At 58.2% G+C, this 26,268-nt stretch carries 20 protein-coding genes; 10 read left to right on the top strand and 10 right to left on the bottom strand.

Annotation, left to right across the window (positions count from 1 at the left end; all coding sequences use genetic code 11):
• Positions 1 to 62: 62 nt before the first annotated feature.
• On the bottom strand, positions 63 to 1,949 hold the full coding sequence (gene parE / locus RRB22_06645) for a DNA topoisomerase IV subunit B (GenBank protein ID MDT8384076.1): 1,887 nt from the start codon (positions 1,947 to 1,949) through the stop codon (positions 63 to 65).
• Positions 1,950 to 2,207: 258 nt separating this feature from the next.
• On the opposite strand from parE, the gene RRB22_06650 reads away from it, so the two are divergent.
• From RRB22_06650 to folE2, 7 genes are all read left to right on the top strand, one after another.
• Positions 2,208 to 4,832, top strand: coding sequence for an ATP-binding protein (locus tag RRB22_06650; protein MDT8384077.1), 2,625 nt, complete (start codon positions 2,208 to 2,210; stop codon positions 4,830 to 4,832).
• Between the two features lie 51 nt (positions 4,833 to 4,883).
• The gene (locus RRB22_06655) at positions 4,884 to 6,038 is read left to right on the top strand and encodes a diguanylate cyclase (GenBank protein MDT8384078.1); all 1,155 of its coding nucleotides are present in this window, start codon (positions 4,884 to 4,886) and stop codon (positions 6,036 to 6,038) included.
• 196 nt (positions 6,039 to 6,234) lie between these two features.
• Complete coding sequence (locus tag RRB22_06660; protein ID MDT8384079.1) at positions 6,235 to 6,471, top strand: exodeoxyribonuclease VII small subunit; 237 nt, start codon at positions 6,235 to 6,237, stop codon at positions 6,469 to 6,471.
• Positions 6,472 to 6,572: 101 nt separating this feature from the next.
• Positions 6,573 to 7,457: a (2E,6E)-farnesyl diphosphate synthase gene (gene ispA, locus RRB22_06665; GenBank protein ID MDT8384080.1), complete on the top strand. Its 885-nt coding sequence runs from the start codon at positions 6,573 to 6,575 to the stop codon at positions 7,455 to 7,457.
• A 131-nt stretch (positions 7,458 to 7,588) separates the two neighbouring features.
• Positions 7,589 to 9,487: a 1-deoxy-D-xylulose-5-phosphate synthase gene (gene dxs, locus RRB22_06670; protein MDT8384081.1), complete on the top strand. Its 1,899-nt coding sequence runs from the start codon at positions 7,589 to 7,591 to the stop codon at positions 9,485 to 9,487.
• 58 nt (positions 9,488 to 9,545) lie between these two features.
• On the top strand, positions 9,546 to 9,929 hold the full coding sequence (gene queD / locus RRB22_06675) for a 6-carboxytetrahydropterin synthase QueD (protein ID MDT8384082.1): 384 nt from the start codon (positions 9,546 to 9,548) through the stop codon (positions 9,927 to 9,929).
• 45 nt (positions 9,930 to 9,974) lie between these two features.
• Complete coding sequence (folE2, locus tag RRB22_06680; protein MDT8384083.1) at positions 9,975 to 10,778, top strand: GTP cyclohydrolase FolE2; 804 nt, start codon at positions 9,975 to 9,977, stop codon at positions 10,776 to 10,778.
• 80 nt (positions 10,779 to 10,858) lie between these two features.
• Here folE2 and RRB22_06685 read toward each other — a convergent pair whose 3' ends face one another.
• The 3 genes from RRB22_06685 to RRB22_06695 all read right to left on the bottom strand — a co-directional run bounded on the left by RRB22_06685 (position 10,859) and on the right by RRB22_06695 (position 13,405).
• Positions 10,859 to 11,236, bottom strand: coding sequence for a response regulator (locus tag RRB22_06685; protein MDT8384084.1), 378 nt, complete (start codon positions 11,234 to 11,236; stop codon positions 10,859 to 10,861).
• A 14-nt stretch (positions 11,237 to 11,250) separates the two neighbouring features.
• Positions 11,251 to 12,477: a methyl-accepting chemotaxis protein gene (locus RRB22_06690; GenBank protein MDT8384085.1), complete on the bottom strand. Its 1,227-nt coding sequence runs from the start codon at positions 12,475 to 12,477 to the stop codon at positions 11,251 to 11,253.
• 238 nt (positions 12,478 to 12,715) lie between these two features.
• On the bottom strand, positions 12,716 to 13,405 hold the full coding sequence (locus RRB22_06695) for a TIGR02281 family clan AA aspartic protease (GenBank protein MDT8384086.1): 690 nt from the start codon (positions 13,403 to 13,405) through the stop codon (positions 12,716 to 12,718).
• Positions 13,406 to 13,481: 76 nt separating this feature from the next.
• Here RRB22_06695 and RRB22_06700 point away from each other — a divergent pair, with 76 nt between their 5' ends.
• Complete coding sequence (locus RRB22_06700; protein MDT8384087.1) at positions 13,482 to 14,201, top strand: type 1 glutamine amidotransferase; 720 nt, start codon at positions 13,482 to 13,484, stop codon at positions 14,199 to 14,201.
• A gap of 103 nt (positions 14,202 to 14,304) precedes the next feature.
• Here the strand turns inward: RRB22_06700 and RRB22_06705 are convergent, their stop codons facing one another.
• The 3 genes from RRB22_06705 to RRB22_06715 form a co-directional block, all read right to left on the bottom strand.
• Positions 14,305 to 14,553 carry a hypothetical protein gene (locus RRB22_06705; protein ID MDT8384088.1) on the bottom strand — a complete coding sequence of 83 codons (249 nt, stop codon included), beginning with the start codon at positions 14,551 to 14,553 and terminating at the stop codon, positions 14,305 to 14,307.
• Positions 14,554 to 14,894: 341 nt separating this feature from the next.
• Positions 14,895 to 15,908, bottom strand: a complete 1,014-nt coding sequence (locus RRB22_06710; GenBank protein MDT8384089.1) for a DUF1853 family protein — start codon at positions 15,906 to 15,908, stop codon at positions 14,895 to 14,897.
• A gap of 97 nt (positions 15,909 to 16,005) precedes the next feature.
• Positions 16,006 to 17,271, bottom strand: coding sequence for a DUF4147 domain-containing protein (locus RRB22_06715; protein MDT8384090.1), 1,266 nt, complete (start codon positions 17,269 to 17,271; stop codon positions 16,006 to 16,008).
• A gap of 134 nt (positions 17,272 to 17,405) precedes the next feature.
• Between RRB22_06715 and RRB22_06720 the strand changes: the two genes are divergently transcribed.
• Together RRB22_06720 and RRB22_06725 are read left to right on the top strand one after the other, a co-directional pair.
• Positions 17,406 to 20,870: an adenylate/guanylate cyclase domain-containing protein gene (locus RRB22_06720; GenBank protein MDT8384091.1), complete on the top strand. Its 3,465-nt coding sequence runs from the start codon at positions 17,406 to 17,408 to the stop codon at positions 20,868 to 20,870.
• Between the two features lie 416 nt (positions 20,871 to 21,286).
• Positions 21,287 to 22,729: a tetratricopeptide repeat protein gene (locus RRB22_06725; GenBank protein ID MDT8384092.1), complete on the top strand. Its 1,443-nt coding sequence runs from the start codon at positions 21,287 to 21,289 to the stop codon at positions 22,727 to 22,729.
• A 3-nt stretch (positions 22,730 to 22,732) separates the two neighbouring features.
• Here the strand turns inward: RRB22_06725 and RRB22_06730 are convergent, their stop codons facing one another.
• From RRB22_06730 to RRB22_06740, 3 genes are all read right to left on the bottom strand, one after another.
• Positions 22,733 to 23,923, bottom strand: coding sequence for an O-succinylhomoserine sulfhydrylase (locus RRB22_06730; GenBank protein MDT8384093.1), 1,191 nt, complete (start codon positions 23,921 to 23,923; stop codon positions 22,733 to 22,735).
• 227 nt (positions 23,924 to 24,150) lie between these two features.
• On the bottom strand, positions 24,151 to 25,659 hold the full coding sequence (gene purF, locus RRB22_06735) for an amidophosphoribosyltransferase (GenBank protein MDT8384094.1): 1,509 nt from the start codon (positions 25,657 to 25,659) through the stop codon (positions 24,151 to 24,153).
• Between the two features lie 63 nt (positions 25,660 to 25,722).
• Positions 25,723 to 26,217 carry a CvpA family protein gene (locus tag RRB22_06740; protein MDT8384095.1) on the bottom strand — a complete coding sequence of 165 codons (495 nt, stop codon included), beginning with the start codon at positions 26,215 to 26,217 and terminating at the stop codon, positions 25,723 to 25,725.
• Positions 26,218 to 26,268: the final 51 nt, after the last annotated feature.

Below are 26,268 nucleotides of genomic sequence, written 5' to 3' on the forward strand. Positions count from 1 at the left end.
CCGTGTCATCAAGGCTGGGAAACCGCGCACAAACTGCCCAATGCGCATTCCCAAAACCCAACTCAAACCTCCGCCAAATCCCCCTTCGTCTCCAACCACGCCTTGCGATCCGCTGCCCGTTTCTTCGCCAGCAACATATCCATCATCTGATGCGAGGTATCACCCGCGGCAATCGTCAGCTGCACCAGGCGTCGCGAGTCCGGCGACAGGGTGGTCTCACGCAACTGCTTGGGATTCATTTCGCCCAAACCCTTGAAGCGTTGTACCGTGACCTTGCCACGCAGCTTTTCGGCGGCGATACGATCAAGTATGCCCTGCTTCTCGGCATCGTCTAACGCGTAATAGGCGTCTTTGCCGATGTCGATGCGATACAGCGGCGGCATGGCGATGTACACGTTGCCTGCGGCGACCAGTGGTTTGAAATGGCGCAGGAACAAGGCACACAACAGGGTGGCGATGTGGGCGCCGTCGGAGTCGGCATCGGCCAGCACGCAGATCTTGCCGTAGCGCAGCCCGTCGAGGTTGTCGGAGCCGGGATCGACACCGATGGCGACGGCGATGTCGTGCACCTCCTGCGAGGCCAGCACCTCGCTGGGGTCCACTTCCCAGGTGTTGAGGATCTTGCCGCGCAGCGGCATGATCGCCTGGTATTCCTTGTCGCGGGCCTGCTTGGCCGAACCTCCGGCGGAGTCACCCTCCACCAGGAACAGCTCGCCGCGGGCGGGATCGGAAGACGAACAGTCCGCCAGCTTGCCGGGCAGGGCCGGTCCCTGGGTAATCTTTTTGCGCACCACCTTTTTGCCGGCGCGCAGACGACTCTGGGCACTGGAGATGGCCAGTTCGGCCAGCGCCTCACCCACCTCGGTGTTCTGGTTGAGCCACAGCGAAAACGCATCCTTCACCACCCCGGAGACAAACGGTGCGCACTCCCGCGAGGACAGGCGCTCCTTGGTCTGCCCGGAAAAGGCCGGGTCGGCCATCTTCACCGAGAGGATGTAACTGACCCGGTCCCACACGTCGTCCGGCGCCAGCTTGACGCCGCGCGGCAGCAGATTGCGAAACTCGCAGAACTCGCGCATGGCCTCGGTGAGGCCGGTGCGCAGACCGTTGACATGGGTGCCGCCCTGGGCGGTGGGCACCAGGTTGACGTAGCTCTCGGCCACCGACTCCCCGCCCTCGGGCAGCCACAGCACCGCCCATTCGGCGGCCTCTGCGTTGCCCGCAAATTTGCCCATGAAGGGCTCGGCCGGCAGGGTGGGCAGACCGTGCAACTCGTCCATCAGGTAATCGCGCAGGCCGTCTTCGTAGTACCAGTTGGTGGTCTCATCGCTGGCCTCATCGTAGAAGCTAACTTTCAGACCCGGGCACAACACGGCCTTGGCGCGCAGCACGTGCTTGAGCCGGGGCACGGAGAATTTCACCGAATCAAAGAATTGCGGATCGGGCCAGAAGCGCAGCGTGGTGCCGGTGTTGCGCTTGCCGACGCTGCCGACCTCTTCCAGATCGGAGATCTTGTTGCCGTCGGCGAAGGCGATGTTGTATTCCGTACCGTTACGTCGCACCCAGACCTCGAGATGCTTGGACAGGGCGTTGACCACGGAGATGCCCACGCCGTGCAGGCCGCCGGAGAATTCGTAGTTTTTGTTGGAGAACTTGCCGCCAGCATGCAGCTTGGTGAGGATCACCTCCACCCCGGGAACGCCCTCCTGCGGGTGGATATCCACCGGCATGCCACGGCCGTCGTCACTGACTTGCAGGGAGCCGTCCTTGCTGAGGATCACATCAATGGTGGTGGCGTGACCGGCAATGGCCTCGTCGACGCTGTTGTCGATGACTTCCTGCGCCAGATGATTGGGGCGCTCGGTCTGGGTATACATGCCCGGGCGTTTGCGCACCGGCTCCAGGCCACTCAATACCTCGATGGAGGCGGCATCGTACAGATTACTCATCACGGGGACTCATACGGCAGGGCCGGCTGGCATTACTGACTGAAGTGACTGGCATGCATCGAAATCCTGGAAAATCATGGTCGAAAAGGGGGCAGTTTACCCGCCCGGGGTCCTAGTGGCGAGGCCCGCGTTTTTGTCGGCTCCCGGAACCGTCAATCCCCCTACGCAACCCCTGCGCAGGCCGCCAGAAGTCCCTAAAGTTCCCCCTGGCTCTGCCGATAAGCGGTTAAGATTTAACGACTTACCGAGCATTCCAGAATGGACGAACCGACCGAGAATACGCCGCCTGGCTCCGCCGCAGGCACCACGCCCGACGCGCCCCCGGGCGCCGACTCGCATACCCCGCCGCACACCACCAAAGGGCTCTCTGTCCGCCAGAAAATCGGTATCGGTTTTGGTGGCCTGATCCTGTTGATGACCATCAGCATCGGCATCACCCTGGTGAAACTGACCGACGTCGCCGACGCGACCCATTCGGTGATCGAGGAACGTCAGCCCGCCGCCAACCTGTTTCAGCGCCTGGCCCAGGACCTGAATCTGGCGACTACCTTGTTGCACAGCTACCTGCAAACGGGCGAGCCCGCGCACCGCAAGGACTTTGCGATCGTTGAGCAGGACATCATGGAGGGCATCACCACTGGGCACAGCCTGAAGATCGTCCATGAGAATGGCGGCAAGGCCCGTAAACAGCTCCTGGACGCCGAACAGCTGTTTGTGAAATTCCGCGACTATGCGGCCCGGCTCTATGCGCTACGCGACAACAACGCCAATAACCGCGGGCTGCTCCTGGCGCAGAACACGGTGCAACCCCTCGCGGCGGAGTTTCTTGGGGTGATCAACCTCCTGCTCAGCTCCGAAGACATAGACCCCCGCGACCCGAAGAAACTGGTGGCCTACACCACACTACAGGAACTGCGCTATGTCTGGGTGCAGATGATGAGCAGCCTGCGGCTGTTCATCGTCACCCAGGGGGTCAATGATCGCGCCAACTTTGACACCTTTAATGACCATGCCGGACAGCTGTTAGACGAACTCACCGCCATGGATGTCGACCTTGGCTTTGGCGAACTGCAACAGCTGGTAACGCTGCGCGAGGCCTATGTCAGCAATCTGCAGCCCGTTTTTGACCTGTTCGCCACCGACAACTGGCGCGCCGATGCCTATCTCATCAAAACCGAGGTCAATCCCCTGCTGGAAGAGCTGCGCGGCATCTTTGAGGGCATCGCGGATGAGCAACTGCACCAGGCCAGCAACAGCGGTGAGGTGTTGACCGAGGTCAATCAGCAGATCCAGCTCTCCACCATCATCATCCTGGTGGTGGCATTGGTGCTTGGGGTGCTGCTGGCGGTGCGCATCACCGGCGGCATCGTCCCGCCCATCCAGCGACTGATGGCCGCCGCCGAGGGCGTTGCGCATGGTGACCTCAATGCCGAGGTCATGGTCACCAGCAATGATGAGATAGGCCAACTCGGAAGGTCCTTTAATGCCATGGTCAACGATCTGCGTAATGCCGCCTTAAAGGAACAGACGATTCTCGATGAATTGCAAGACCTTAATCAGCAACTCGAATCCCGCGTCCAGGCGCGCACCCGGGATCTCGAACAGAGCGAGATCAAGATTCGCGCCATTCTCGACAACATCGGCGAAGGCATTGTCGTGCTCGATGAAAATGGCACCATTGAATCGCTCAACCCGGCCGCAGAAAACATCTTTGCGATGAAAGAGGCAAACGCCATCGGCCTCCACAGCGCCCTGCTGATCGCCAACAGCGAGGCCGACGATGCCGCCGATTCCGATCACTACAACGATGAGACCGACGGGGCGTTCAGAAGTAGCAGTAACCAGCAGCCCAAGGAGTATCAGGGGCTGCGCGCGGACGGCAGCACCTTCCCCCTGGAATTTGTGGTCTCGGCGATGAAGGTGGGCGACAAGCGCCTGCGGGTGTGCATCCTGCGCGACGTGAGCGTGCGTAAAGAGACCGAAGCGACCCTGGCCGATGCCCAGGGTCAGCTGGTAGATGCCGCGCACAAATCCGGCATGGCCGATATGGCAACCGGCGTGCTGCACAACATCGGCAACATCCTCAATAGCGTCAATCTGGCCGGCGAAGAGATTCATCGCATTTCATCCGCCAGCAAGATCAGCGGCCTGTTAAAGGCCAACGACCTGCTACTGCAGCACCAGGAAGACCGTGGAGAATTCCTGACCCAGGACCCACGCGGCCAGAAATTACCCGACTATTTCATCACGATGGGCAAGGTGCTGAGTGATGAGATCAACGAAATCAATAAGGAATCGAAAGAGCTCATCAAAAAGACCACGATGATGAAAGAGGTCATCAGCACCCAGCAGGCCTATGCAAAATCCGGTTTCCACAGCGAACAGCTGAATCTTTCCCAGCTGGTAGAAGACGCGCTGAAAATCCAGGAGGCCTCGCTCAAAAAGTGGGGCGTCAAGCTCGAGAAGAACTACGCCGACATTCCCGAATGCACCGGACAAAAATCCAAGCTGCTGCAGGTGATCACCAACCTGGTCAAGAATGCCAAAGAGGCCATGAATGACAATGACCAATACAACCGTCCCAAGGAAATGCGCATTGAGATCGGCATGAATAACGACAAGACGGTGTATCTCACCATCAAGGACAATGGCTGCGGCATTAATGAACAGCAGCTCACCAAGATTTTCAACCACGGCTTTACCACCAAGGAAACAGGGCACGGTTTCGGACTGCACACCTGCGCCAATGCCATGACCGAGATGAAAGGCGCGCTAAAGGTAGAGAGCGAGGGGGTCCAGAAAGGCGCCACCTTTACCGTTATCATACCGGTGGACAATCCCGCAACAAAAGCCGCAACAAAATCAACATCAAAAGTGGCATAGACTTACAGTTATACAATTCACATCATTACAAACGGCAGAACAGAGGCCATTATGGAACACAACACGCGCATACTTATCGTTGATGACAACGAGTCCATCCACGAAGATTTTCGCAAGGTATTGATTCACGAAAAGAATGAAGACCATGCCGCACTGGATGATCTGGAGGCCGAGCTGTTTGGCGAGGACGAGGCCAAAACCGCGGCTGCCAACATTGTCGAAACCCTGGCCTATGAAGTCGACTCCGCCATGCAGGGTCAGGAGGCGCTGGCCATGGTCGACAAGGCCGCGGAAGAAGGCCGGCCCTACGCCCTCATTTTTATGGATGTGCGCATGCCGCCCGGCTGGGATGGTATCGAAACCATCAGTCGTATCTGGATCAAACACCCCTACGCCGAGATGGTGCTGTGCACCGCCTATTCCGATTACACCTGGGATGACATCGTGGCCAAGCTGGGCAGTTCCGATAAGCTGCTGTTTCTGCGTAAACCATTTGACGCCGTCGCCGTACAGCAGATGGCGCTGAGCCTGATCAAAAAATGGAACCTGGGCGAACAGGCCAGGCACTATGTGAAGAACCTGGAAAAAGAGGTACAGCAGCGCACCCTGCAATTAAACAATCTGCTCGCCGAGCTCGAATCAAAAAATGCCGAGCTGGCCAGCAGCAATGATCAGCTCAAGCATGCGGCCCTGCACGACTCACTCACCGGCCTGCCCAACCGCATCCTTTATCATGACCGACTGGAACAGGCGATCAGGCTCGCCAAACGCAACAAGACCCAATTTGCGGTGGCCCTGATGGACCTCAACGGGTTCAAGGACATCAATGATCAGCGCGGACATCTGGCCGGGGACTATGTGCTCAAGACCGTCGCCACCCGTGTCGAGGCCGCGCTGCGTGCCAGCGACACCGTTGCCCGGCTGGGCGGCGATGAGTTTGCCTTTGTGCTGCCCACCGTGGACAGGGAATCCCCCTCCGTCGCCGCGGAAAAGATTATGGCCATCTTCCATGAGCAGGTCGTCATGGATAGTGATGGTGAAATGATCAGTGTCAGTGGCAGTATCGGTATCGCCCTCTACCCCGACCATGGCACCGATATCGACGCCCTGATCGGCAAGGCCGATGCGGCCATGTACGTAGCCAAACGCGCGGGCAATGGCATCTGCGTGCATAGCGAAGCGGCGGACAAGGCGGCCGACGCTTAGTCTTTTTCTCATCCCCGCGTTCGACACCTCACCCCGGCCCTGCCGGGGTGAGCTCGTTCTGGGGCTGGATTTCAGGCCGGTGGCCTTTGTCCATGAATCACGGAACGCGTGCCATGACCCGCAACGGGCCGCCTCGGTTGACCCGGCCGGAAGCCCTGGGTTAACGTACCGGCCAACATCGATCAGGTAGAAAACCATGGCAAAAAGACAGCAGAAGACCCCGGACTTTGAGACCGCCCTGAAGGAACTGGAGACCCTGGTGGAACGCATGGAGGCCGGCGAGACCTCGCTGGAGGAGTCGCTCAAAGACTTCGAGCGCGGCATCGAACTCACCCGCAGCTGCCAGACCGCCCTGACCGAGGCCGAGCAGAAGGTGGAAATCCTGCTGAAAAAGGACGGAGAACCCGAGGCCTTTGAACCGGCCGCCGAATAAGGCCACGCCTGCCTGCTGCCCTACCCATCCCCTATCGCCTGCCACTGACGGCACTGCCGTCGTTATCGATCGCCACTGTGACAGAAGGAAATCCCGTGTCCCTGACCACCCTGCTGCATACCTACCAGGCCCGTACCGAACAGGCGCTTGAGCGCTGGTTGCCCACCGCCACTATCCATCCAAGCCCGCTGCACACCGCCATGCGCTACAGCTGCCTCGGGGGCGGCAAACGGGTACGGCCGCTGCTGGTCTATCTCACCGGCCAGATGCTGGGCGTCGACCCCCGCACCCTGGACGGCCCCGCCTGTGCGCTGGAGCTGATCCACGTCTATTCCCTGATCCACGATGACCTGCCGGCCATGGACGACGACGAGCTGCGCCGCGGCAAGCCCACCTGCCACATCCAGTTTGATGAGGCCACCGCCATCCTCGCCGGTGACGCCCTGCAATCGCTGGCCTTCTACATCCTCGCCCACGACCCGGCCATGGTGGACGACGCCGGGCTGCGCCTGAAAATGGTGGAGACCCTGGCCCTCGCCAGCGGCTCTCGCGGCATGGCGGGGGGTCAGGCCATTGATCTCGCGGCGGTGGGCACGGCGATGAATCTCGCCGAACTGGAAAACATGCACATCCACAAAACCGGCGCGCTGATCCACGCCAGCGTGCGGCTGGGCGCCCTCAGCCAGCCCGGCGTGCCGCCGACCCAGCTGGACCGGCTGGAGCACTTCGCCCGCTGTATGGGACTGGCCTTTCAGATCCGTGACGACATCCTGGACGTGGAAGGCAGCACCGAAATACTGGGCAAACCCCAGGGCTCCGATCAGGCCCGCAATAAACCCACCTATCCCGCGCTGCTGGGCCTGTCCGAGGCCCGACGCCGCGCCGATGAGCTGCATCAGGAGGCGATCGACAGCCTGGCGGAATGGGGCGACGCGGCCCAGCCCCTGCGCGACATCGCCGGGTACATCATCCACCGGCAAAGCTGATATAATCGCCTCCCCTTTTTGTAATCGTTTTTTGTTATCGCTTTTTATTATCAAGAATGCGGAAGCAGGATCGGCCCGTGGGCCGTTCATGCCCCCACCGACAAACCCAAGGCCAGGCCAAGACAAACCCGATGTCCGACTCATGTGCATTCCCCCTGCTGGAGAGTATTCAGCTTCCCGATGATGTCCGTCAGCTGGACCCCCACCAGCTCAAGCAGCTGGCCGATGAGCTGCGCGCCTTCCTGATCCAGACCGTGGGACAAACCGGCGGCCACCTCGCCTCCGGCCTGGGTACGGTGGAGCTGACCGTCGCCCTGCACTACGTCTTCAACACCCCGCAGGACAAGCTGGTGTGGGATGTGGGTCATCAGAGTTACCCGCACAAGATTCTCACCGGCCGCCGGGAGCAAATGCACAGCCTGCGCCAACAGGGCGGCCTCGCCGGTTTTCCCAAACGCAGCGAAAGCCCCTACGACACCTTCGGGGTCGGCCATTCCAGCACCTCCATCAGCGCCGCCCTGGGCATGGCCATCGCCGCCCGGCACAAGGGCGATGCCAGCACCAAGGTGGTGGCGGTGATCGGTGACGGCGCCATGACCGCGGGCATGGCCTTCGAGGCACTGAACCATGCCGGCTCGCTGGATGCCAACCTGCTGGTGGTGCTCAATGACAACGAGATGTCCATCTCACCCAACGTCGGCGGCCTCTCCAATTACCTGGCGCGCATCCTCTCCGGCAAGCTGTACCTCACCGCCCGTGAGGGCTCAAAGAAGGTGCTCAGCCAGATCCCCAACATGTGGGAGCTGGCCAAACGGGTGGAGGAACACGCCAAGGGCATGGTGATCCCCGGCACCCTGTTTGAGGAACTGGGCTTCAACTACATCGGCCCCATCGATGGCCATGACATGGACACCCTGGTGAAGACCCTGGGGAACCTAAAATCCCTCGACGGGCCGCAGTTTCTGCACATCGTCACCAAGAAGGGCAAAGGCTTCACCCCGGCGGAGGAAAACCCCTGCGCCTTCCATGGTGTCGGCAGCTATGATCCCGACACGGGCGAGGCACTCTCGGGCAGCAAGGCCCGCACCGGCCCCAGCTACACCCAGGTGTTTGGTGACTGGCTCTGCGACATGGCCGCCGAGGACAAAGACCTCATGGGCATCACCCCCGCCATGCGCGAGGGCTCCGGCATGGTGGCATTTTCCGAGCGCTATCCCGAGCAGTATTTTGACGTCGGCATCGCCGAGCAGCACGCCGTCACCCTCGCTGCCGGCATGGCCTGCGACGGCCTGCGGCCGGTGGTAGCCATCTATTCCACGTTCCTGCAACGCGCCTACGATCAACTGATCCACGACGTCGCGATCCAGAACCTGCCGGTGCTGTTCGCCATCGACCGGGCCGGGCTGGTCGGCGCCGATGGCCCCACCCATGCCGGCACCTTTGATCTCAGTTACCTGCGCTGCATCCCCAATATGGTGGTGATGGCCCCGTCCGACGAGAACGAGTGTCGCCAGATGCTCACTACCGGTTACCGGCACAACGGCCCCAGCGCCGTGCGTTACCCGCGCGGCTTCGGTCCGGGGATGGCGCCGATCGCCGATTTCACCACCCTGCCCGTGGGCAAGGCGGAGTTGCGGCTGAGCGGCCAACGCGTCGCCATCCTCGCCTTCGGCAGCATGCTGGCCCCGTCCATTGCCGCCGCCGAGGCGCTGGGCGCGACCGTGGTGAACATGCGTTTCGTCAAGCCGCTGGATGAGGCCCTGATCCTGGCCATGGCCGAGCAGCACGAGCTGCTGGTCACGGTGGAGGAAAATGCCCTCGCCGGTGGCGCGGGCAGTGGCGTCAATGAGTGCCTGGCCGCCCATGGCGTCACTCTCCCCGTACACAATCTGGGGCTGCCGGATCGCTTTGTGGAGCACGGAGAACATGCCGCCCTGCTCAGCCAGTGCGGCCTCGACGCCAGGGCCATCCAGGCCAGCATCACCCAGTGGCTGGAGCACGCCGGCACGCATGCGCGTGTTGCTAAATAAGGCTTAATACCTTAGTCTTTTCATCAACTATTTATTCCAGTCCCTTATCAGAACCCTCATGGCCGTAAAATACACACTCAAAGTGGTTAGCGATTTCGCCTCCGCCCACACCCTGCGCGATTATCCCGGCGCCTGCGCCCGCATGCATGGCCATAACTGGAAGGTCGAGGCCGAGGTCGAGGCCAGCCAACTGAATGCGGTAGGTATGGCGATCGATTTCAAGGCCATCCGCCAGCAGGTGCGGGAATTGACCGATCGGCTGGATCACCGTTATCTCAACGAGATCGAGCCCTTTGATCAGATCAATCCCACCGCGGAAAATATCGCGGCCTTTATTTTCAACGGGCTGTCGACGGCCCTCAACGACGACCATGTTCGCGTCAAGGCGATCACCCTGTGGGAAACGGAGCGTGCCTGTGTGCGCTTTACAGACAGTGACTAGGGGCGAGTAACTCGCCCCTGGATACTTAATTAAAAAGGTACCATTGTGACTACGACCACCAATACCACCGATACCATCGCCGACGTACAAAATTCGCAGGACACACGCCAACTGGCCATCAACAAGGTGGGCATCAAGGATATCCGCCACCCGGTACGGATTCGTGACCGCACCGGCGGCGAGCAGCACACCATCGCCAACTTCAACATGTATGTGAATCTGCCGCACAATTTCAAGGGCACCCACATGTCGCGTTTTGTGGAGATACTCAACCAGCACGAACGCGAGATCTCCGTGCAGTCTTTCAAGCACATGCTGGCGGAAATGACCGAGCGGCTGGAGGCCGAGTCAGGCAACATCGAAATGGCCTTCCCCTATTTCGTCAACAAGACCGCGCCCGTTTCCGGCGTGCAGAGCCTGCTGGATTACGACGTCACCTTTATTGGCGCCAGCTGCAAGGGTAAACACGAAACCACGCTCAAGGTGGTGGTGCCCGTGACCAGCCTCTGCCCCTGCTCCAAGAAAATCTCGGAGCGTGGCGCGCACAATCAGCGCTCACATGTCACCGTGACCATAAAGACTGATGAATTTGTCTGGATTGAAGACATCATTGATGTCGTCGAGGCGATGGCCTCTTGCGAACTGTACGGCCTGCTGAAACGCCCGGATGAAAAATATGTCACCGAACGCGCCTATGACAATCCCAAGTTCGTGGAAGATATGGTGCGCGATGTCGCCGCGGCCCTGAACAAGGACAAACGCATCCGGGCCTACATTGTGGAATCAGAAAACTTCGAATCCATCCACAACCATTCGGCCTATGCGTTGATCAAGAAAAACATGGACTAGGAGGCTGTCGGATTTAGGATGAATTGGCTGCGGAAGCGGGAGAGCGGCCCACTATCCCCGGACAGTTTCACCAGCAGACATCAGGCCGCCTCACCCAACACCTCCAGCAAGGCCTTGCGCAGCTCCTGAAGACTGAATGGCTTATTTAGAATAAGGTCGGCGCCGATCAACTTGGCCGTCGGCAAATAGTCAAATGATCCGGTAATGCCGCCGCCACCAGAAATAGCGATCAGACGTAAATCCGGATAATCCTTTTTCAGTTCCAGAATCATGTCGATGCCGTTCTTGTTGGGCATCACCAGATCCGATATCACCAGATCCGGTAGATTTTCCTTATACAACTTGATGCCCTGTTCGCCGTCCTTACCCAGAATGACCTCATGATGATCCTGGGCCAGCATATGACTGAGCATTGTTCTCAGTGACGGTTCATCATCCACTACCATAATCTTTGCCATTAAAATTCGCTCAACTAGAATAATTCAATATCGCCACTCGCCATGTCCTGCTGACTAACCGGCGATGACCTGTGTGTGCTTGCCGCTTGTTTGTCCTGCCCGCCGGCCGATGCCGTCGAGCCGGTTGTGCGGGTCGACGAAACGGTCGCCCCTGCATCAGAATGGCTGGCAACCGACGACTGCGACGGCGCACTGTCCCCTGCCACCAATGTCTGCACCGCATCGATACGTCGCCCCATGTGCTCGATCAGCTGCCGCGTCATATCTTCAAACTGCAGTGAGCGTACCGCCGTGGAGACATCCTGATTGATACGCTCGGATATCATTGAAACATTGTGTAATTGCACTTCTACATTTTTATTGATGGCATCGGCCTCATCCATCAGTTCGATAACCCGGTTCTTGGAGTTCATCGTCATATCCATATCCCGCGAGGCCATTTTTCCGACCACGTTCGCCGCATTCTGTATGCTTTTCTCCATGAGTCCATATTGCTCACGGATTTTGTCACTGAAATGATTGCTGCGTTGCGAGAGTGCACGCACCTCATCGGCCACAACGGCAAAGCCACGGCCCGCCTCTCCCGCCCGCGCCGCCTCAATAGCCGCATTGAGCGCCAGCAGATTGGTTTGCGAACTGATGCCATCTATCTCGCCCAACAGTTTATTGACGGACTTGATCTGCTTGCCCATTCCATTCAGGCACTCGACCAGTTCATTGCTGCTCTCCCGCATGGCAAAAATGCTGTCAATAAACAACTGAATAATCGTGGTGGCCTCCTTGGTGAGGTTATTGATGCCTTCACCACCCGCCGCATCCCGCGTGACGCAATCCAGTGTTCCCCGCACCACTTGCTCCTGACTGCGTGACTGCTCCTCCAGGCCAATAAAACTCGTCATCAGACCGCCAATGGCGGTCGCCAATATATCCAACAATTGATCCAGCTCGCCCCGGAACAGGTCGAGTTGCTGCTGTATCTCCGCATCGCTGCTTTCATGGTCCTGCTGTTCGTCCTGGAGCTGGCTCGCGTCGCTCTCGGCCATCGCAGCAAGCCACTGCGATTGACGGCGGCGAACACCCTGCAGGCTGCTGACCCAGGCACCGCTCAGCACCAGGATCGACACCAACATAACGGGAAGTATCGGCCAGAGCCAGACGCTAAGCAGCGCCACCGGCAGCAAGGCTGCCGGCCAATAGATCCTGGCTATCGATCCACCCTCCAGCATTTCGACGTTTCTCATTGCGCGTTCATTCCACAGTCCTTGCCAAAATCATAAAGTTATACCTGTGTGCATCCCTACTCGGCAGATAATCACCACCCTGGATAACCCGGGTTATGCAACGCCCGTCCTCAGAGCCTGTGACGGTGCAAGAGCACTCGGCAGACGCCCCCGCTCTGCCTATGCCCTTAAGATTTCGACACAATCCGCGAATACTTTAGCGCCCTAAACCTGGAGTTGCTGACTTAAGCCGCTGTGATCAAAAGGTTTTTTTCAGGTGCAGCACACCCCCCTCGCGCTGCATCTCCAGCTGCCCGAGGAAGGTCATACCCAGCAGCACCTGGGCGGGAAAATCACCATCCATGACCACGGCGGTGACATTGCGCAGCGTGATCTCGCCTACCGACACCCTGTCCAGGGTGACCCGGTAGGCCCGGGTCACGCCGGATGCGGTCCCCACAAGGATGGGATTGCCCTTCACCCGAAAATCGATGGCCAGGCGTTTGGCGTGTTGTTTATTCATTGCCACCGTGGTGGCCCCGGTATCCACCAGAAAACTCACCGGCAGGCCATTGATACTGCCGACCGTGCTATACATGCCGCGCCGGTCGCGGGAAATGGTCACCGCCACCGACTCGCGTTCCCGGTATGGCCCGGTTACCGTATGACTGTCCCCCAGGCCCAGGCGGCGAGGCTGCCCGTCAATGCTGACCTCCACCGCATCCGCCTCAATCCGCAGCACACGCACCCCGGATGTCGAGACCTCACCCACCGACAGGAGATGACGCTCGCCATCCACCAACAACAGGGCCTTGCTGCCGAGTACGCCCTGCAGGGCCGCCTGCCGCGGCGGCGGTCGTCCATCCTCCTGAGGTGACGGGTCAGCCGGGTCATTGACCGAATCACTGGCCGAATCATCGCCTGGATCACTGGCTAGCGCTGCCGTCATACACACGCCGGAAAAGGCTGATAACATAGCCAGCAGACACCCTTGCATACACCCTCTGGAAACGAGCTTTCTCATCATGAAACCTGTCCGTATTTTTCGTCACATTGCCTGCGAAGGCCCAGGCTACCTGGCCACTTTTCTCGAAAAGAATAACATCCCCTACGAACTGGTGCGTATCGATGCCGGCGAAACACCGCCGCCACAAATCGATGATGTCAGTGGCCTGGTTTTTATGGGTGGGCCCATGAGCGTCAACGATGATCTTGGCTGGATTCAGCAGGAGCTTGCGCTCATACAAATGGCGATTGACGCCGACCTGCCGGTACTGGGGCACTGCCTTGGCGGGCAGCTGATCAGCAAGGCGCTGGGTGGAACGGTGAGCGCCAACCCGGTCAAGGAGATCGGCTGGCTGCCCGTCCAGAAACTACCCAACAGGGTGGCGGATGAGTGGCTGCCTACCCCCGGCATTGACCGTCTGGCCTTTCACTGGCACGGGGAAACCTTCTCCATCCCCGCCGGGGCGACGGCCATTCTCGAGAGTCGGCACTGCGCACATCAGGGTTTCGTGGTCGGCAACACGCTGGCCTTGCAATGCCATATCGAGATGACGGATGGGATGGTGCGGGAATGGGCCAGCCTTTACAAAGACGAGCTTGTCACCCCTTCCGAAACAGTACAGAGTCAGGCGGCCATGACCGAAGACCTGGACGACCGGATCCGGCAATTGCAGCAAACCGCAGATGCCTTATACGGGCACTGGCTGCGGCCTGTCATTAGTTCCAAGGGTGGGAAATAGCCGCTGCAAGGCGGCGGGGTTAGCGAGGGGTGACGAGCGTTTCGCCGGGATCTATTGTGGGTACCTACTGCGGATACCTATTGCGGGTACCTATTGCGGGTGCCTATTGCGAGAAATAACGCGCCTGGATATTGGCGGGCGAGCCGTAGGCAGCCGACCTTGCGCCCTTGTGTAGCGTTTGTTGACCCCGATTCTGCGCCGGTGCGGCAGCGGCCTGTTTTTCAATCGTATTCGCCGTCACCGAAACCCTGTCCACAGCGGCAATACTATTCTGCGACAGCATCGTGACCACAACGCCAAGCGCCACCACCACCATCAGCACCGTCATCGGATCAAGTTTTGACAATTTCATTTCATCCACCTGTACTTTATTACCTGTACTTTTCAAAAACAGCCTCGTCAAAAATAACCTCGGCCACTCACACGGCTGTCATCGGCCAAATTCAGTTGAAGCTTCATCATTCCCGTGCGTTCGACCATCGTTGAATCCGCATCTGGCATCCTCCGCATCGACCTGGCCAGCACCGCCTTTGTGAGACTATCGACCGCTGGCATTGCTGTCTGTAGTGCAGATTCGGTTAACTATGAGTGTTGTAGAATAATCATGCCGGCACAGCGACCTGTGGCACAGACTATCTGTGACCCGCCTCACAGATCTGCACAATACCCCGTACTGATAAAGGCGACAGCCGCCTAGCCCGCATTTCGACCCGCATCCGGCCAGCCGGCCGCCACCACAAATCCGCGCGCCACCTCCAGCCAACCGTCGGCGCCGGGCCGCAGCTCCGCCAGCAACAGCGCAGAACGGTGATGCAGGAAATGTTGCGCGCAATATTGCTCCGCCTCGGCATCGCTCAACAGGCCGGCGGATTTCTCATCGGCGCAGCAGGCGGTTGAGAGCCAGCTCAACTTTGTCAGAACCCACCAGCGAGAATCGGCACATCGCTTCGGCAGTGCGGTCTCGCCATGGCGCAGCCACCAGCCCCGCAGATGCGCCGGTGAAATAGCGAACGCCGAATGCGGGCTTGCGCCAGTGTGTTTTGAGTGCACCTCGGTCTCGCGGTCCAGCGGGTAAAACAGATAACCCTTGATGAAGGCGGAGGCATTGACCGCTAGCGCCGAAAAGCGCTCGGCCACGACGCTACCCTCTGCGGTCTCTGCGAGCCGTAACTGATGCTCAAACATGCGGCGCAGTTTGAGATCCAGTCGATCCTGGCTCGCCGGCCCCAGCCAGCGCGCCTCACCGGCCTCACTTTCACAGTACAGGTAAAATTTAACCGTGGCCTCCCAGTGCTGAAGAAGGGGACGATCCTGGTGGGCAAATAAAAAGTCAAATTCCCCCAGGGTCTTGCGGCCGGTAACTTTCAGTGTCTGGAAGACTGGGACGTTCATGCAAAAGGGATCTGCTTGCAGGATACGTTCAAGCCAATAGGCCAGCAGCCTCTCGAAATAGAAACCCAGGCGGTGGCTTTTTTGCGCGGCAAGATAGCGGTGCAAGGGCTCGGGGTTTTCATCCAGCCGATGCAGGACGTGTTCATGTGCAGCATAGGTCTGCTGACACCAGTCATCCGAGACCAGATGGCAGGCACCGGTGGACGCCTCCATCAGACCGGGGCTCAGCATGACCCAGGCAAGATCTCGCACCGCTGCCTGTTTAAAGGCCGATATTGTAAGGGCCGGTGTCTGCACTGTTGTGATTCTCACCATGGTTGGTAGCGTTCTCGACAAGCCTGGCACGGCCAGAACCGCTGTCATGATTAACGGGACAGGCCAAGATTTCTTCCACGTTTTTTTCCGCTTTTGCTTACGAAGGCGACGCCAGTTTCAGACCCAGCATCAGATCCATCACATTGGTCCCCGTGGGTCCGGTGCGAATCAGGTCGCCACTCGCCGCCAGAAAATTTCCCGCATCGGCCTCGCGCAGGGCCTGCGCCGGATCAAGCCCGGACCGGCGAGCGCGTGCGATGCTCTGCGCATCCACCAGGGCGCCTGCATCCTGCGTCGGCCCATCCGTACCATCGGTGCCCGCCGCCAGAAAATAACACGCCGACCGACCCACGAGGGCGGACGCGACAACCAGGGCCATGTGCTGATTGCGCCCCCCGCGCCCGGGTTGTGGGGGCAGGCAAAGACTGGTCTCTCCACCCCAGATGTGAAACGCGGGCTTTGTATCACACAACTGTTGTGCCAGATGACGCCCCACCATCTCGGTATCGCCGCTGATCATCGGTCGATGCCGGATCACCGCATAGCCCAATGCCTTCGCTGCATCGGCGGCCGCCTGTGTTGCGTCATCCAGACAGGCAATAATTTTCGCATCGAGCGTATCAAAACAGGCGTCCCCATTCCGTGGCGCGGGCGGCGCTGGCGGCAGTGCCGTTATCCATGCCGGCAGGTCTGTATACGCATCACCATCATGCGGATCCGCATCGCCATCGGCGAACAGCAGTCCGGAGCCGATCATCTCCGGGCGATCGCCCGGCACATCGGAGATCAGCAGACAGGTCGCCTTGCGGCCTTTCAGCCAGCGGGCCAGACGCCCCCCCTTGATACACGACAGACGCTGGCGAACACGGTTCATGGCGGCAATGCCCCAGCCATTGGACAGCAGCCAGTGATTCACCCGCTGCAGCTGATCGAGTGACACGCCCTCAGGCAGCACCTCCACCAGGGAAGAGGCTCCCCCCGATATCAGGAACACGAACTGCACCTGTGGCGGCTGATCGTCCATGAAGGCCAGTAACGTCCCGCCCGCCGCCAGACTGTGCTGATCAGGGAGCGGATGCCCCGCCGTCATCACCACCAACTTGTCGTGGGCGAGGGCCTCGCCACGCGCATCATGCTGCTTGGTAATCACCAGGCCCGCAACCATCCGCTCACCCAGCACCGACAAGGCACCCCGCATCATGCTCTCCGCCGCCTTGCCGATGGCGACCACCGCCAGCGGGTGCGCGGCGGGCCATGCCGTCAGGCCCATTTCCAACAAGGCCTGACGTGTCCGCTCCTCACCCCGCACGGCCAAAAGCGCCTGGCGGTAAACCGCCAGCAGATGATCTCGTGGTGAGGTCATGTCCGGTCTAATAGCCCTCCGAGCCTGTAAAAAATCGCCAGTCGACGCAAGGCCAGCAGCCTTGCCGAATGTCGGTAGTCTGGGTATCCTGAATCGCAGGATCCCACAATAACAACGCCAAAGATGATTCTGCCATGGACTGCAAGCAATGTGGATTTCAAAACCCCGGTGGCATGCGCTTCTGCGGGCAATGCGCCTCCCCCCTGCAGATCGCCTGTCCCCGGTGCCGGTTTGACAACCCCTTCGACTTTGAATACTGCGGACAGTGCGCCGCGCGTCTATCGCCATTATCCGACTATCCCGCACCGGCCGCGGCGCCCGGTGCGATCCGCGAATCCACTACCCGCCTTCCCCGCACCGAACCCGCCAGTCTAAAACCGAAGGAGGCAGAACGCCGCCAGCTCACCGTACTGTTTTGCGACATGGTGGGCTCCTCATCCCTGTCATCCCGCATCGATCCGGAAGAACTGCGCGACATCATGCGCGACTACCGCATTACCTGCAGCGAGATCATCAGTCGTTACGACGGCCACGTTGCCCAGTACCTGGGCGACGGCGTGCTGGTCTATTTTGGTTACCCTCACGCCCACGAAGACGACGCGCAGAGAGCGACCCACGCCGCACTGGAAATCACCAAACGCATCCCACAACACACGTATCCGCTACAGCATCGCGCCGAGGTACAACTCGCCGTACGCGTCGGCGTACACACCGGCCTGGTGGTGGTCGGCGGGATCGGTGCCGGCGACAAACGCTCGATGGCGCTGGGCGAGACACCCAACATCGCCGCCCGCATCCAGGACCACGCCGCAGAAAATACCGTGGTAGTGAGCGAAAACACGCGCCAGCTACTGGGTGAACGCTTTGATTATGAAACCCAGGGTGAGCATCGGCTGAAGGGATTCTCCCAGCCGCTGGAACTGTTCTCCATTACCGGCGTACGGGTACAGAAAAACCGATTCTCCGCCAGACAGCAGCACAGTCAGGCCAGACTCATCGGCCGTGAACAGGAAACGGACCTGTTGCGTGAGCGACTCGCCCAGGCACGCAAAGGCGTCGGCCAGATTGTGTTACTCAACGCCGATCCCGGCCTTGGAAAGACCCGCATGGTCGAGGCCGTGTGTGATTGGGCCAGGGATGAGCCCTGCATTGTTCTGGATTGCTGCGGCGCACCCTACTATAAAAATAGTTTTTTATACCCGGTAATCGACCTGCTAAAACGCATCACCGGCCTGTGCGACATACCCGATGCACACCAACAACGTGCGCGTATTGAAAAAATTATCGCCAGCCTGGGTATGGAGACAGAAACCGTTACGCCGGTCCTGGCGGATCTGCTTTCCATCCCCTTATCCGGCACGGACACCGAACCTACCGACAAGAGCATCTTCACACCGCACCAGAAAAAACTCCAAATCCTGGACACACTGGCGGCACTGTTAAAAACATTGGCACAACAGCGTTTCGTGTTGCTGGTCGTGGAAGACCTGCACTGGGTGGATCCCTCCACCATCGAATTACTTTCGCAACTCGTCAATCAACCGGGGCTGAGCAATATTTTCGCCCTGTTTAGCTTCCGCAATGACTTCACCTCCCCCTGGCAGGCCCGCGCCAACCTGACACAGATCACCCTGAACCGTCTCACCCGGAAACAGTCCGGCAGCATGATCCGGCAGCTATGCCAGGGCAAAACCCTGCCGATGGAGGTCTTTTCGGAAATCATCAACAAGACCGACGGCATACCCTTATTCGTCGAAGAGCTGACCAATACGGTATTACGCTCCACACTATTAGTCGAAAAAGGGGAGCATTTCGCACTCACCACCGGCATGGAAAGGCTAGGCATTCCGGCAACACTAAAAGACTCCCTTATGTCACGCCTGGATCACCTGGGTGATGACAAGGAGCTGGCACAGCTCGGCGCCACCCTGGGGCGCGAATTCAGTCACCAGCTATTGAGCGCGGCCACCATGCAGGACGAGAGCGAACTGCAATCCGCCATTAACCGGTTGATCAATGCCGGGCTATTATCCCAGCGTGGGCAACCGCCGCAGGTGCATTATCGATTCCAGCACGCCCTGTTGCGTGAAGCGGCCTACCACTCACTATTGAAAAAGACCCGCCAACAATATCACCAGCGGGTTTCTGTTCTGATCAAAGAAAAATTTCCAGACATCATCACCGGCAATCCCGAGATTATCGCCCATCACTGCACCAGGGCAGGCAACCATAGCGATGCCCTGCACCATTGGCTTGCGGCCGGTCGTTACGCCATACAGCGATCCGCCAATATTGAAGCTGCGGCGCATCTGCGCAATGGGCTTGATGTGCTCAAAAACATTCCCCCCACCTCCCAGACCCATTTACATGAACTCGCCCTGCAGACCTCGCTCGGTCTTGCGGTAATGATCAGCAAGGGTTACGCAGCGCCAGAGGTCGAAGAGGCCTACGCCCGGGCCCATGAGCTGTGCAAAAGCATTAGCGATGAAAATACGGTATTCCCGGTTTTATGCGGCCTGTGGGAGTTTTACATTGTCCGCGCAGATCTGGACAAGGCCTCCAGACTCGCCAACGAATTGCACAAGATGGCCGCATCGTCAAAGCTGCACTGTATTTCACAGGAGGCACATCGCGCACTGGGAACCACCCAGTTCTGGAAAGGTGAATTTTCCGCGGCATTAGACAATCTCCAGTTACCGTTAGGTACGGAGACAGACAACGCCACCTTCCCTTCGACGCTGGTATCCTACAGCCAGGATGCGCGTGTAGCTGCCCACGCCAGCGCCAGCTGCGTACTCTGGCTACTCGGCCGCCCCGAACAGGCCATCGCACGCGGTCAACATGCACTGCACCTCGCCAAGGGACTCGCCCACCCCTTTAGCCAGGCCTACGCCTTAAATTTCCTGGGAACACTGTCACAGCTTTGCGGCGATCATTCGCTGACCTATCAATACGCCGATGCACAGATTGCCCTGGCCGAAACCTACGGCTTCCCATTCTGGGTCGCGACAGGAAAAATGTTAAAGTCCTGGGCAGAGTCTCCAACACAGACGCCGGAGCTTACCTGTGAGACCTTTCAACAGGCACTTACCGATTACGAGAATTCAGGCAACCGTCTGGCACGTCCCTATTTCCAGGCGATCCTTATCGGCCTGTTGCAGAATGCCGGACAGGTTGCACTGGCCGAACATTGCGTCGAAACGGCGCTGCAGGAAACCGCACACAATGGCGAAACATTTTTTGACGCGGAGCTCTTACGCCTAAAGGGTGAACTGGCGCTGACACAGAATCCCCCGGACATCAGCGCCGCCGAAGGCCTCTTCATCCAGGCCTATGAATATGCCCGTCAGCAGGCAGCAAATGCCCTCGCACTGCGGGCAATGACCAGCCTGACACGGTTACTTTGCACCGGGCCAACAGACAACCATCGCAGCATGGATTTTGAAACCTCCCTGGAAAATGCCGGCAACCAGCTAGCACAGCTTCTCGCCTCGTTTTCGGATAACCGTCGCACGGCGGATATCCTGGTTGCCGAGCAATTACTGGCCTCCCTGCAAAACGAGGTTGCCACGCACCCTTCCACTGACTTTTCCACTTAAGAAACGCACACCCACGATTCCGCCCAACCCCCGGCAGCACAGTCAAGCTACCGACCCTGTCCAGAAAAACACCCGTAGCGCGATGTTTTATCTGGTTTTTATTTTTCTCTCGCCCGCCGCAATCCATTGACCGGTTATTGTAACTACCGAGAAGAACAGTAACCCCGCAACAAATCGCGCCATTCCGCTCGCTTTTTCCATCCGCTGGTTGCAGACAATCCTTTCAGCAGCGCCCTTTCAGCAAGCACTGGCTGATAAATAAAAATTTAAAGCGCCACATTGATTGGACGATATCCACATCAAGAGGCATAGAGAAGCAAGACCATCGTCGGTTTATTGCGAGTCTAATCACCGGGCATCTTAATCAATGGCCGTAATGTTTCACATTGAGAAAGAAGTGATTCAGGCCCAGTGAAATGGCATGGGTTGATGAAAAGGGCGACGAAAAGGCGATGAAAAGGACAATGAAAAATTCCACAACCAGTGATAGCCGCAGGAACACAGCCGCGTTCTCGCCATCCGCTAAATCATCCGCAGTGACATCACTTGCCATTCGGCCAGCAGCGAATCGCTTATATTTACTGGTTGTCTATTTTCTTGCGCTTAATTTTCTTATTCTTGGCACCAGTCATGCCGCCATAAACAGCATAGCGGATCCGGCAACTATTGATCAGCGCGCAACCCTACGCTCATTCAACGAAATCACCCCCGTTGCTGAAGACCTATGGACAAACCTCACTATCCATTTCGTCACGCTCTATGAACAGGGCGAATACCAGGCGGCATTGCGCACTGCGGAACAGACCCACAAGATTGCCCTCAATAATTTTGGCATTGATGATGTCAATACCGCCGACACATTACTGAAGCTTGGCATCATCAATCAGACACTCGGTAGGTTATCGGTAGCGGAAGACCATCTGCTTGGCTCGCTGGTGATATTAGAGCAACAGCTCAGCCCGGATCATCCCGACGTGGCCGTTGCTGCCACCAATCTCGCCAATGTCTACTTTGACATGAAACGCTTTGCCGATTCTGAACACTATCATCAACAGGCTTTACGCATACGCCAGAATGCCTTTGGCGATACCCATCCGATGGTTGCGCAATCCATCTACAATCTTGCGGTTCTGTATGAGGGTGAAGAAAAATTCAGCAAGGCCGAATCGTATTACCAACAAGCGATCACCCTATGGACAGAAGGCGAAGGCCCCTTACATCCCTATGTTGGCAATGCCTTATCCAGCCTGGCAAAGGCGTATATCGCACAAGCAAAATTCCAGCAGGCGGAAGATACGCTGAAACAGGTGCTGACTTACAAAAAGGCGGTTTTGGGTGTTCAGCATGAGGAAGTTGCGCAGACCCTCGTCAACCTCGGCAGCACCTACCTGGAACAGGGAAAATTTAATCGCGCCAGCAGGGCCTATGCTGAGGCGCTGAGTATAGCCCAGGGTTTACTGTCCTCTTCCGACCCTCAGCTCGCCCTGTTGATGTATACGCTGGCCAATATCTACCACATGCAGGCACGCGTAGGCGCAGACAATAGCAGCTTTACGAGCCGTGCCGTTGCGAACAGTGGAAGCACCACGAAAGATGAAAAGCCTGTAGACCAGCCGAGCGACATTGCGACCGCTGATGAGGCCGGGGTGGAAAAAACCGATACCGCGACAAGGCAATCGACGGCCCTGTTTGAACAGGCATTACCACTTTACAAACAGGCGGCCGAAATCCTGGATCGCGAGCACGACAAAAATGGCTCGACACTGGAGGTGGTGCTCACCGAACTTGCCATGCTCTACAAGGCAATCGGCAATAACGACATGGCCACCGCCACCGAGTCACGCCTCTTGAGGCGCTAGCACTCAGAGCAGATCCAGGCCGCGTGCCAGATCGGCCTTGATATCCTCAATATCTTCCAGCCCTACCGCGATACGCACCAGACCATCACTGACCCCTGCCTCGGCGCGCAGCTGAGGATCAACCCGACCGTGTGTGGTCGTGGCGGGATGCGTGATGGTGGTTTTTGTGTCGCCAAGATTGGCGGTGATCGACAATAACCGGGTATTGTCGATCACCTTCCAGGCCGCCGCCTGCCCACCGTTAAGCTCAAAAGACAGCACACCCCCTGCGCCGCTTTGTTGCTGTGCAGCCAGGGCATATTGGGGATGCGAGACCAGTCCGGGGTAGTTGACGCGAGTTACCGCGGCTTGCGACTCCAGCCATTCCGCCAGCAGCTGTGCATTTCGACAATGCGCCTCCATGCGAATACGCAGCGTTTCCAGACCTTTCAGAAATACCCAGGCATTAAACGGGCTCATGTTGGTGCCGCCAGTGCGCACCACACCATAGATATCACCGCCGACACATTCCTCGCTGCCCACAATGGCACCGCCAATACAGCGCCCCTGGCCATCCAGATATTTGGTGGCGGAATGAATGACGATGTCCGCACCAAACTCCAGTGGCCGCTGTAATGCCGGCGTGCAGAAGCAATTATCCACCACCAGTTGGCAGCCATGAGCATGGGCCAGCTCCGCCATGGCCCGAATATCGGCAATCTCGGTCACCGGGTTCGAGGGCGTCTCCAGGAATAACAATTTGGTGTTGGGGCGAATCGCCGCCTCCCATGCGGCCAGATCCGTCAACGGCACGTACGAGGTTTCCACCCCAAAGCGGGCAAGGATGTTGTTAAACAAGACGACGGTCGTGCCAAAGATAGCCCGCGATGAAACAATATGGTCACCGGCTTTCAGCAGCCCCAGACAGGTCGTCAGGATCGCGCCCATGCCCGAGGCTGTTGCCACGCAGCGTTCTCCACCCTCCAGCGCCGCCAGCCGTTTTTCAAAGGTGCGCACAGTGGGATTGGTGAAGCGTGAATAGATATTGCCCGGTTCTTCACCGGAAAACCGTGCCGCCGCCTGTGCCGCGCTGCTATACACATAACTGGAGGTGGTGAAAATCGCTTCGCCCTGCTCGCCTTCATTGGTACGCTCATGCCCGGCGCGTACCGCCAGGGTATCAAACCCGAAGGGTGTTTCATCTTCATGTGACATTGTTTTGCCTCGCACTGTCTATGTCTGTACATCCACTATCAATCTGGCACGCATAATCTGGCACGCACAAAAAAACCCGCTCAGCTGATGCCAAAGCAGGTCTCCGTAGTTCACGTCAACTCGCTTTAGCCGTATTTGTTACGCGCCCGCAAGCTGAATCAAATCGGCGCAGGGACCAGACTAGTAAAGTCAGCTGGTCCCGTCAAGCATTCATACTCGGTCTGATATTACGGTGAATTGTGCAGCTCAATGACCGCCTCATCACCATCCTGGGCACTACGCGCACCGTCATTTCGCTTGCTCTCGACGAAGTCCAGATAATCCTGGGTAATATCGCCGGTAACGTACTTGCCATCAAACACGGAGGTGTCGAAATTTTCCACCGCGGACTTACCGTGGCGCGTGGTCTCGATCAGATCTTCCAGATCCTGATAAACCAGCCAGTCGGCGCCAATCACCTCCGCAATCTGTTTTTCATCGCGATCATGCCCCACTAGCTCGGCCACCGAGGGCATATCGATGCCATAAACATTCGGGTAACGAACCGGCGGCGCGGCAGAGGCAAAGTACACCTTGTTGGCGCCGGCGTGACGCGCCATCTGAATAATCTGTTGTGAGGTGGTGCCACGCACGATGGAGTCGTCCACCAGCAGGACGTTCTTCCCCTTGAACTCCAGCTCAATGGCATTCAATTTCTGGCGTACGGATTTTTTACGCTGCTTTTGACCGGGCATGATGAAGGTACGGCCAATGTAGCGGTTCTTGATGAAGCCCTCCCGGTAGACCACGTCCAGCTCATACGACAACTGCAGTGCCGAGGTGCGACTGGTGTCGGGAATGGGAATCACCACATCAATATCGTGATCCGGATACACGCGTTTAATCTTCTTGGCCAGCATCTCGCCCATGCGCAGGCGCGCCTTGTAAACCGAAATGCCGTCGATGATGGAATCGGGGCGGGCGAAATAGACATGCTCAAAAATACAGGGAGAGGCCTTGGGATTATCGGCGCATTGACGGGTGCTGAGATTGCCTTTCACATCAATGAATATTGCCTCACCTGGCGCAATGTCACGCACCAGATCAAAACCCAGTGAATCAATGGCAACGCTTTCGGAGGCCACCACGTATTCGTCGCCACGCGGTGTTTCGCGCTTGCCGAATACCACCGGACGAATACCGTGGGGATCACGGAATGCCACAATGCCGTAACCGGTGATCATCGCCACCACCGCATAGGCGCCCCGGCAACGACGATGCACGGCGGTCACGGCCTCAAACACATCATTGGCATCCAGTGTCAGTTTGCCGACGTGTTGCAGCTCGTGGGCGAACACATTGAGCAGCACCTCGGAATCAGAATCGGTATTGATGTGACGACGATCGGCGCGAAACAGATCGCGTTTGAGCTCGGCGGCATTGGTGAGATTGCCGTTGTGCGCCAGCGAAATACCAAACGGCGAGTTCACATAAAAGGGTTGCGCCTCCGCCGAGGAAAAGCAGCCTGCGGTCGGGTAACGCACGTGGCCAATACCCATTGAACCCTGCAGGCGCAGCATATGCTGGGTGTGAAACACATCGCGCACCAGGCCGTTATCCTTACGCATATACAGCCGGCGCTGATGACAGGTGACGATACCTGCCGCATCCTGTCCACGGTGTTGCAATACCGTTAAACCGTCGTACAAATTCTGGTTAACATTTTCTGTTCCGACGATACCGATTATGCCGCACATCTGAGATACCTCATTTAATCACCCAAAAGCCCAATCATCGACTACAGATCATTGGCTAAAAAATCACTTGCCAGGAATAGCGCCGCCGCTCAGTTCCGGCGCAACGGTATAGCGCAGCCACAGGGCCAGCTTATGGAACACGTCGATCAACACCGACTGTTGCCACCAGGGGTCCTGCGGCAGGGTGGTCAGTCCCGCCAGCAGTACCAGCACCGACACCACCACCACGCCGCGGGCGATGCCGAAAATCATGCCGATCATACGATCGGTGCCACTCAATCCCGTTCTCGACACCAACTGGCCCGCGAGACGGTTGAGCAAGGCGGTGATCACCAGTGTCACCACAAACAGGATGGTGAATGACACCACCATCCGCAACGATGGGGCGGAAATTCCCGCCAGCAACAGCTCGGCGAAATCCTTCGCAAAGGTCAGCGCCACCCAGAAGGCCGCCACCCAACCTGCCAGTGAAAGGGCTTCACGCACAAAACCCCGCATCAAACTGAACAATGCGGAAATCGCGATGATGCCCGGGATAACAATATCAACCCAGATCATCGGTATATTCCTTCACACGGGTACCGTTGCATGACTATAGATACCGCGACC

The organism is Gammaproteobacteria bacterium (assembly GCA_032250735.1).
Lineage (GTDB): Bacteria > Pseudomonadota > Gammaproteobacteria > SZUA-152 > SZUA-152 > SZUA-152.

Coding starts and splice junctions, on each gene's coding strand:
- parE (MDT8384076.1), bottom strand. CDS start 1,949: ATGAGTAATCTGTACGATGCCGCCTCCATCGAGGTATTGAGTGGCCTG.
- RRB22_06650 (MDT8384077.1), top strand. CDS start 2,208: ATGGACGAACCGACCGAGAATACGCCGCCTGGCTCCGCCGCAGGCACC.
- RRB22_06655 (MDT8384078.1), top strand. CDS start 4,884: ATGGAACACAACACGCGCATACTTATCGTTGATGACAACGAGTCCATC.
- RRB22_06660 (MDT8384079.1), top strand. CDS start 6,235: ATGGCAAAAAGACAGCAGAAGACCCCGGACTTTGAGACCGCCCTGAAG.
- dxs (MDT8384081.1), top strand. CDS start 7,589: ATGTCCGACTCATGTGCATTCCCCCTGCTGGAGAGTATTCAGCTTCCC.
- queD (MDT8384082.1), top strand. CDS start 9,546: ATGGCCGTAAAATACACACTCAAAGTGGTTAGCGATTTCGCCTCCGCC.
- RRB22_06685 (MDT8384084.1), bottom strand. CDS start 11,236: ATGGCAAAGATTATGGTAGTGGATGATGAACCGTCACTGAGAACAATG.
- RRB22_06690 (MDT8384085.1), bottom strand. CDS start 12,477: ATGAGAAACGTCGAAATGCTGGAGGGTGGATCGATAGCCAGGATCTAT.
- RRB22_06695 (MDT8384086.1), bottom strand. CDS start 13,405: ATGACGGCAGCGCTAGCCAGTGATCCAGGCGATGATTCGGCCAGTGAT.
- RRB22_06700 (MDT8384087.1), top strand. CDS start 13,482: ATGAAACCTGTCCGTATTTTTCGTCACATTGCCTGCGAAGGCCCAGGC.
- RRB22_06705 (MDT8384088.1), bottom strand. CDS start 14,553: ATGAAATTGTCAAAACTTGATCCGATGACGGTGCTGATGGTGGTGGTG.
- RRB22_06710 (MDT8384089.1), bottom strand. CDS start 15,908: ATGGTGAGAATCACAACAGTGCAGACACCGGCCCTTACAATATCGGCC.
- RRB22_06715 (MDT8384090.1), bottom strand. CDS start 17,271: ATGACCTCACCACGAGATCATCTGCTGGCGGTTTACCGCCAGGCGCTT.
- RRB22_06720 (MDT8384091.1), top strand. CDS start 17,406: ATGGACTGCAAGCAATGTGGATTTCAAAACCCCGGTGGCATGCGCTTC.
- RRB22_06725 (MDT8384092.1), top strand. CDS start 21,287: ATGGCATGGGTTGATGAAAAGGGCGACGAAAAGGCGATGAAAAGGACA.
- RRB22_06730 (MDT8384093.1), bottom strand. CDS start 23,923: ATGTCACATGAAGATGAAACACCCTTCGGGTTTGATACCCTGGCGGTA.
- purF (MDT8384094.1), bottom strand. CDS start 25,659: ATGTGCGGCATAATCGGTATCGTCGGAACAGAAAATGTTAACCAGAAT.
- RRB22_06740 (MDT8384095.1), bottom strand. CDS start 26,217: ATGATCTGGGTTGATATTGTTATCCCGGGCATCATCGCGATTTCCGCA.